The following is a 6,859-nucleotide window of genomic DNA, read 5'->3' on the forward strand; positions in this document are numbered from 1 at the left end:
TTTGATGTGTCAGCCCTTCGATCCACCTGCTGTCATCGCTTGGACGACGTATCGCTGGAAGATGAGGAACAAGAGGACCACCGGCAGCGAGGCGATTACGCCCGAAGCCATGACCCGGCCCAGCCCTTCGGACTGCGCGAAGTTCGACTGGATGGAAGCTAGGCCGAGCGTGATCGTGAAATACTCACGCTGCTGCGCGCTCACGAGCGGCCAGAGGTAGTCGTTCCAAGCATAAAGGAACGTCAGGATGGCCAGCGTCATCATCGCAGGACGTGCCAGCGGCAACATCACGTACCAGAAGATTTGCAGCCATCCGACGCCGTCGATCCGCGCAGCCTCCTCGATATCCTTTGGGATAGCCTTGAAGAATTGGAGCATCAGAAAGACGCCGATAGGGACCGCGACCCGTGGCAAAATCAGGGCATGATAGCTGTTATGCCAGCCGAAATCGGCGAACATCGTGTAGAGCGGGATGAAAACGGCCTGCTCAGGCACCATCAGTCCCAGCAGACAGATCACGGTGATCGTGCGCTTGAATGGGAAGTCGAGGCGGGCAAGCGCATAGCCTGCTGTCGTCGATACAAACAGCACGGCGAGCGTCATTCCCAGCGAGACGATCAGCGAATTCAGAAACCAGTAAGGTGTCTGCCCGAAGGAAAACAGCGCCGCATAGTTGTCCAGCGTGAACGGAAGCGGGATCAGACCAAAGAAGGTGCTCGACGTGGTGCGCGCCAGAATCTCGTTCGGCTGGAACGACAGCGAGACCATCCAGAGTGTCGGAATGAGCCAAAGGAACGCGGGTATAGAGAGGCCGATCACCAGCCAGTAATAGGAGCGCGGCATCATTGCTTCTCCCTCCCCACGATAAACTGGATCGCAGAGAAAGCGCCCATAATGACGAAGAGGAAGACGGCCATCGCAGACGCCCGGCCCAACTCACTATCGCGAAATCCGGTCTGGTAGATGTAGCGGACGAGGACTTGTGTCGTGTCGTTGGGACCGCCCTGCGTCATCAGGTGTGATTGGCCGAAGACCTGAAAGTGCAAGATGATCTGCAGGATTACAACAAGGGTGATCGTCCGCTTCAGATTCGGAAGGGTGATGTAATAGAACGCCTTCACGCCGGTTGCGTTGTCGAGCGCCGCGGCCTCGTAGATATCGCGCGAGATGTCCTGAAGACCCGCGAGAAACAGGATCATGGCAATCCCCAGCGACCACCACACGGTCGCGATCACGATGGCGGCCATCGCAAATTGCTGGTCGGTCAGCCAGTTGATCGGGGTTCCGCCAAAAGTCCCGGTGATATTCGCGATCAGGCCCTGTCGCGGGGAAAACATGATCTGCCAGATCAGCGTCACCACGGTGACCGAGAGCACCTGGCTGAGAAAGAACAGCGTTCGCAGGATGGACATGGCCCGAGTCTGTCCACTGAGCATCGCTGCTAGGATTAATGCGGTGATGGTGACTCCCGGAACCGCGAGGCCTACGAAGAGCAGAGTGTTCCCGACCGTCGGCCAGAACCGCCGGTCATACCATCGTCCGCCCTCGCCCGGATGAAACCCCGGGAGGAACACCAGGAGCGCAGATGCCAGCCCGAGAGCAATGGCATTGAACAGGCTCAAACGGTCCATCCGGTAAAAGGCGAACGATAGCACCAGACCCATAAGGCCCAGTCCCTGCCAGAACGGAGCGGCCATAAGGCTCCATTCGATCTCACGGCCCCACATCACGCGCTCGTAATTGCGCAGGCCGACATATTCCTTTGCATCCGGGTTGAATGCCACGGCCAGAAGGTTCCAGTCGTGAAGGCTGATCCAAACGCCCTTGAAGAAGGGGTAGACGAGAAAGAGCGCATAGGCGGACAGGAACGGCAGCAAGAGCAGGAAGGCGGCCTGGCCTTGACTAAGCGTCTTACCGCCACCTCCACGCATCTCCTGCCTCCCATGTCTTGTGCGATTCCGCTTGTGATAAAATTATTAGCAATATTTATTAGCGGCAAGCAAGGACTATCTCGTGACCCGCAAAACGCCTGATAAACCAACAGCCCGCGTGACGATGAAGGATGTTGCCCTGCGCGCGGGCGTCTCGCAGTCGACCGTCTCCTTCGTCCTCAACGGAATGGAGGACATGCGCATCAGCGAAGAAACGCGGCGCAGGGTCATGAGAGCCGTCCAGGAACTGGGCTATAGGGCACGCGGCGCGGGACGCCCGCGCAAGTCGAACGGCTACCGCATGATCGGCATGATCCTCGACGAGATCGCGACGAGCCCCTTTGCCGCGATTTCGATCGAAGGCGTGCAGGAGGAGGCCTGGAAGAACGGCATCCTTGTCGAAGTCGCTATGACCCGCGGGGACAAGCAATACGAGGCCGAACTCCTTCGCCGATGGTCGGAGGAAAATGCGCTGGGGGTAATCTACAGCTCGATCCTGACGCGGGAGGTCGCTCTACCTGATCTCCTGCGCAGGCACAGGGCGGTGCTGCTCAATTGCTATGATCAGGCTGGGGAGGTGACATCCGTGGTCCCCGCCGAACGTCGCGGCGGGGAACTTGCCACGAAGGCGCTCATTGACGAGGGCTACCGGCGCATCGCTTTCATCTCTGGCGAGCCCTGGATGGAGGCATCGGATCAGCGGATGGAGGGCTATGAGCGGGCCTTGCGCGCAGCCCGCATTCCCGTCGATCCGTCGCTGATCGTCGAAGGCAACTTTATGCCGTCCGGCGGGCGTGACGCGACCCTGCGCCTGATGGCGATGGACGCTCCGCCGGATGCGATTTTCTGTGCGAACGACCTGACCGCCATCGGGTGCTACGAAGGTTTGAAAGAGCTGGGATTGCGCCCTGGCGGATCAGTAGCCGTCATGGGCTATGACGATCAGGAAATTGCGCAGCACCTCTCTCCACCTCTGTCCACGGTGGTTCTACCACACCGCGAAATGGGCCAGCTTTGCGTATCGGTCCTTTCCGGACAGGAGCACAAGCCCGAGCAGCACCGCATCGAATGCCCCTTGGCGCTCCGCGCGTCGCATCGCGGTGAGTGATGTCTCGGACTGCACTATCTGCGGCATTGGATCGGGAGGGAATAGCCGTCGCATTCAAGCCTGCGAATTCCGCGGTTCCCCGCAGAGCTTAATGGTTGTCCGACCAAGTTACTGACGCTGAAACAAGCGATGGCTGCTGGAAACTGGATGGCTCCGCTTAAACCACTGCACGAATGTCCGGCAATTGTATGTTGCGCTGCGGTACCGTCGCGCGGGATGAACGGCAGCTATGGGCCGGACCTTCGCACCCGATCAAGAGTTCGATCCCGGTTTGGCTCCGCCCAGCAAACGCGCGTTCTCTAGCGCGATGACGCTTTGCGCGGCAAAGATCTGGGCGAGCCGCAGCGCTTCGTCTGAGAACGGACGCACGGATTGCCGATAGATCGTGAAGGCGCCGACGAGGCGACCCGCAGCTACCATCGGGATCGCCACGAACGACCGCGCGCCGCCAAGATCAGCGGTGGCAAAGCGCAGTGGATCGTCGGTGCGATAGATCGCCTCGGATTTAACGTCGATGATGTGGATGACGTTTTGGCGGGTCGTCAGGCGGCCCAAACCGGTCTGATCACCGACCACGAATGTCCCGTTATCGTCCAGCCACGCCTTGAAGGCCGGGGGGATCCCCAGCGTGAAGCTGGCAAGGTATCGCTTGTTCTGCCGATACTCGAAGAGGATGCCGAACTCCGCGTCGCATAAATCGAGGGCATAGCCGAGGATCGCCGGCATCACCTGGCTCAAATCCCCTTGCGATGCCCCGATGATGCGCAGGACCTCGGTCAGTGCCTTCTCCCGGCTCAGCGCCTCTTCGAGGCTGAGTGCGAGTTCGGATATGATCGCGGCATGGTCCACGTCCGTGCTGCGAGCCGCTGCCGATCCGCCAAGCCGTGCGGCGAGTTCGACCTTGGAGGAGACCTCGAGCTTTCGGTAAATCGTCGCGAGATGCGTGCGGACGGTCGACGGGGCTATATGCAGATCGGACGCGATCTCCTGATAGCTACAACCCGCGGCGTAACTCTCTGCGATCTGGTTTTCCCGAGGGCTGAGGTCTCTGCTGTCGAGCATGCGTCAATTTCCATTTCCCGTTCTGCACCAAGCTAAGCAGCCTGCGCGGAGCCGAACAATCCTGCAGATGCAGTAGTCAAATACAGCACGCTTGAGCCGCGATTTACTGCAACTGCCCGATAGGTTGGTCCTCACCCTCAAAGTAGCGTGCCCGGGACAGAACAGTGCGTGAGGAAATGATCATGACACAACTCGAAACGGCAAAAGCCTTCTTTGACGCTTGCGAGACCGGCAAGGGCTGGAATGCTTGCAAAATGTGGTGCCACGAGGAAGCCAGCTTTTCCTGCCAGGCGGATGCGTTGGCGGAGACCAAAACGCTCGCAAACTACTGCGCCTGGATGCAGGGGCTACTTACCCCGATCCCAGATGGCCAATACAAACTGACCGCTTTTGCTTGGGACGAAGCGCGCCAGGCAGCCGTCGCAACTGCGAAGTTCTATGGCAGACAGACAGGTAAGGGAGGACCCGTTCCACCAACCGGTAGAACGGTGGTGTCTGACTACGCCTATGTCTTGCGGTTTGACGGGGACAAAATCTCCCACATGACCAAGATCTGGAATGACGCCATAGCTCTGCGTCAATTGGGCTGGGCATGATGCGCTGGAAGATTTTGGCGCTCCTGTTCTTTGCCCGGATTGGCTTGGGCTTCCAGTTTCAGACCCTTGGCTCAGTGAGTGACGGATTGGTCGTGGCCTTCGGTCTCGATTATGCAAGCGTAGGGTTGTTGGTGGGCCTATTCATGGCACCCGGTTTGATATTGGCGCTGCCAGCTGGATATCTGGGACGCCTGATTGCCGACCGAGAGATGGTGACATTTGGGTTCGCGGCACTTGCGCTCGGAGGACTTCTCTCCTCAATGGCTGAGAGCAGCGTTGGCGTGGGTATCGGCCGTGTGATCTCTGGCGCAGGCTTCCTCTTCACGACGCTCTACCTCACGAAGATGGTCGCCGACTGGTTCGAGGGGCGCGAGATCGCAACCGCGATGAGCGTCTTGGTGATGTCCTGGCCGTTCGGGATCGCGATGGGGCAAGTCGGCCATGCGTGGCTGGAGCTTGCCTTCGACTGGCGTGCGCCCTTCCTGATCGCATCGGCTTATTGCATGATGGCGGCTATGGGCGTGTTCGCCCTCTACCGCCCACCGCAAAGTCATCGCAACGCTGGTTTTTCGACCTCGGCCCGATTGGCCGGTCTGGAATGGCGATTGGTGCTTTGTGCAGCGGCTGCCTGGGGCGTCTTCAATGCGGCCTATGTCACCTATCTGACGTTCGGGCCAAAGGTGCTCGAGGCGAGCGGAACATCGGCTGTGGCTGCTGCAGGGGTCATCAGCATCGGCAGTTGGCTGATGATCGCCTCCGGCACGCTGTGCGGCCAAATCGTCGACCGCTTCGGACGCCGCGACGTGGTGCTGGCGCTCTGCATGAGCGGTGCGGTCCTGTCGCTCTGGATGCTCAGCCTCCAGGGCGCGGGAGTACTGGCCAGTCTGCTCTTTGGTCTCGTGGGCATGGCGCCAGCAGGCGTGATCATGTCTCTTGCTGGATTGGCGCTGAGGCCACAGTCTCGCGCCTTCGGCATGGGCGTCTTCTTCACCAACTATTACGCGATAATGTTCCTGACACCCCCGGCGGTCGGTGCGATCCAGGACGCGACGGGGCAACCTGAGGGCGCGATCCTGCTTGCGATGGTCCTTTTCGCAAGTGTTGTTCCCCTCGCGCTGGCCTTTACCTTCTTCAAAACACGCGCGACTTCCGCGCGCCAAACGGAGCAAAAAGCATGATCGTCCGCAAAACCCTGTTCACGAAAGAGATCATCAGTTCCGATGAAAGGGGACAACCCTGTGCGCCGATCACGCGGGTGGCCGCATTGGCAGTCGTTCAGAATCCCTTCGCAGACACAGATCAGGACGATCTCTCAGAGCTCTTTGAGATCGCGGTTAACCTCGGCCCTGTGCTGTCAGCAGAGCTCGTCTCCATGTTGTCAGGTCCTGCCGTGAGTTACGGCAAGGCCGCTCTTGTTGGCATGGCAGGCGCAATGGAGCATGGCGCGGCCGTCCTGCACCCCAAACTTGGCGCACCCGTCCGCGCCGCGATCGGGGGTGGCGCGGCGTTGATGCCCTCTAACCATAAGGTCGGAACGATGGGCGACCGGATCGATCTGCCGCTCGGTCACAAGGACGATCCTTGGTCGTTTAACTTCATAGACACCATGACACTCAGTGTTGCCGACGCCCCCCGCGCGGATGAGCTTGTCTTGTGCATCGCGCTGTCCGATGGCACCCGCGCTCATCCACGGGTTGGCGCGAGACCGCAAGGCAAGTGATATAGGTTCGCAGCTCGATGACCCGAAGGCCCACAGTCGGAGGCAATACTCGCTCACATTAAAGAGCTGCAGTAAGCCGCGTAGCGATGGGCGGTAGCTATCGGGAAGAAGTAGCGGTTGCGCTCATGTTGAAACCTATGGGCTCTACAGGCAGAGCTTCATCTTTCGATGCATCGAACGGCACTGCCGCGAATGGCAGATCCAAAGCACGCTCGACTGTATTCAGGCCACCACCCGATCGACGGGTATGGGCCGCGACTGATTGGTGGCTCAGACCCGCCAGACAGTTGCTGCCCTGCAGCCAATGTCCCGAACGAGCCCAAAACCTACCGTAATTCTGCAAGGCGGCGAATGTCGGTTTTGCGGAGTTGCTTTAACCGCTATTAGCGAGCGCTCGAAGGATCATTTCACATTGCCGCTCGACCGACGCAGCGATTGGTTG

7 protein-coding genes are annotated in these 6,859 nt (G+C 59.5%); 4 read left to right on the plus strand and 3 right to left on the minus strand.

From position 1 onward, the window contains the following. Positions 1-9: 9 nt before the first annotated feature. Both POI8812_RS14030 and POI8812_RS14035 read right to left on the minus strand, forming a co-directional pair. Entirely contained in the window at positions 10-843 is an 834-nt protein-coding gene (locus tag POI8812_RS14030; RefSeq protein WP_211310385.1) for a carbohydrate ABC transporter permease, read from the minus strand. Continuing rightward, the gene (locus tag POI8812_RS14035) at positions 843-1,931 is read right to left on the minus strand and encodes a carbohydrate ABC transporter permease (protein ID WP_211310386.1); all 1,089 of its coding nucleotides are present in this window, start codon (positions 1,929-1,931) and stop codon (positions 843-845) included. Before POI8812_RS14035 ends, POI8812_RS14030 begins: the two co-directional genes overlap by 1 nt. Before the next feature lie 82 nt (positions 1,932-2,013). Here POI8812_RS14035 and POI8812_RS14040 point away from each other — a divergent pair, with 82 nt between their 5' ends. Further along, on the plus strand, positions 2,014-3,039 hold the full coding sequence (locus tag POI8812_RS14040) for a LacI family DNA-binding transcriptional regulator (RefSeq protein WP_146186176.1): 1,026 nt from the start codon (positions 2,014-2,016) through the stop codon (positions 3,037-3,039). A 252-nt stretch (positions 3,040-3,291) separates the two neighbouring features. On the opposite strand, the gene POI8812_RS14045 is transcribed toward POI8812_RS14040, so the two are convergent. Then, positions 3,292-4,101, minus strand: a complete 810-nt coding sequence (locus POI8812_RS14045; protein ID WP_108783199.1) for a LuxR C-terminal-related transcriptional regulator — start codon at positions 4,099-4,101, stop codon at positions 3,292-3,294. A 182-nt stretch (positions 4,102-4,283) separates the two neighbouring features. Between POI8812_RS14045 and POI8812_RS14050 the strand changes: the two genes are divergently transcribed. Genes POI8812_RS14050 through POI8812_RS14060 form a run of 3 tightly spaced genes read left to right on the plus strand, consistent with a single transcriptional unit; the run spans position 4,284 to position 6,417 of the window. Next, on the plus strand, positions 4,284-4,697 hold the full coding sequence (locus POI8812_RS14050) for an ester cyclase (protein ID WP_108783254.1): 414 nt from the start codon (positions 4,284-4,286) through the stop codon (positions 4,695-4,697). After that, positions 4,697-5,875 (plus strand): MFS transporter, encoded by a 1,179-nt coding sequence (locus POI8812_RS14055; RefSeq protein WP_108783255.1) that lies wholly within the window; start codon positions 4,697-4,699, stop codon positions 5,873-5,875. The genes POI8812_RS14050 and POI8812_RS14055 overlap by 1 nt, the downstream gene beginning before the upstream one ends. Continuing rightward, the gene (locus tag POI8812_RS14060; RefSeq protein WP_108783200.1) at positions 5,872-6,417 is read left to right on the plus strand and encodes an amino acid synthesis family protein; all 546 of its coding nucleotides are present in this window, start codon (positions 5,872-5,874) and stop codon (positions 6,415-6,417) included. Before POI8812_RS14055 ends, POI8812_RS14060 begins: the two co-directional genes overlap by 4 nt. Positions 6,418-6,859: the final 442 nt, after the last annotated feature.

Origin of the sequence: Pontivivens insulae (assembly GCF_900302495.1) — a bacterium.
Classification (GTDB): domain Bacteria; phylum Pseudomonadota; class Alphaproteobacteria; order Rhodobacterales; family Rhodobacteraceae; genus Pontivivens; species Pontivivens insulae.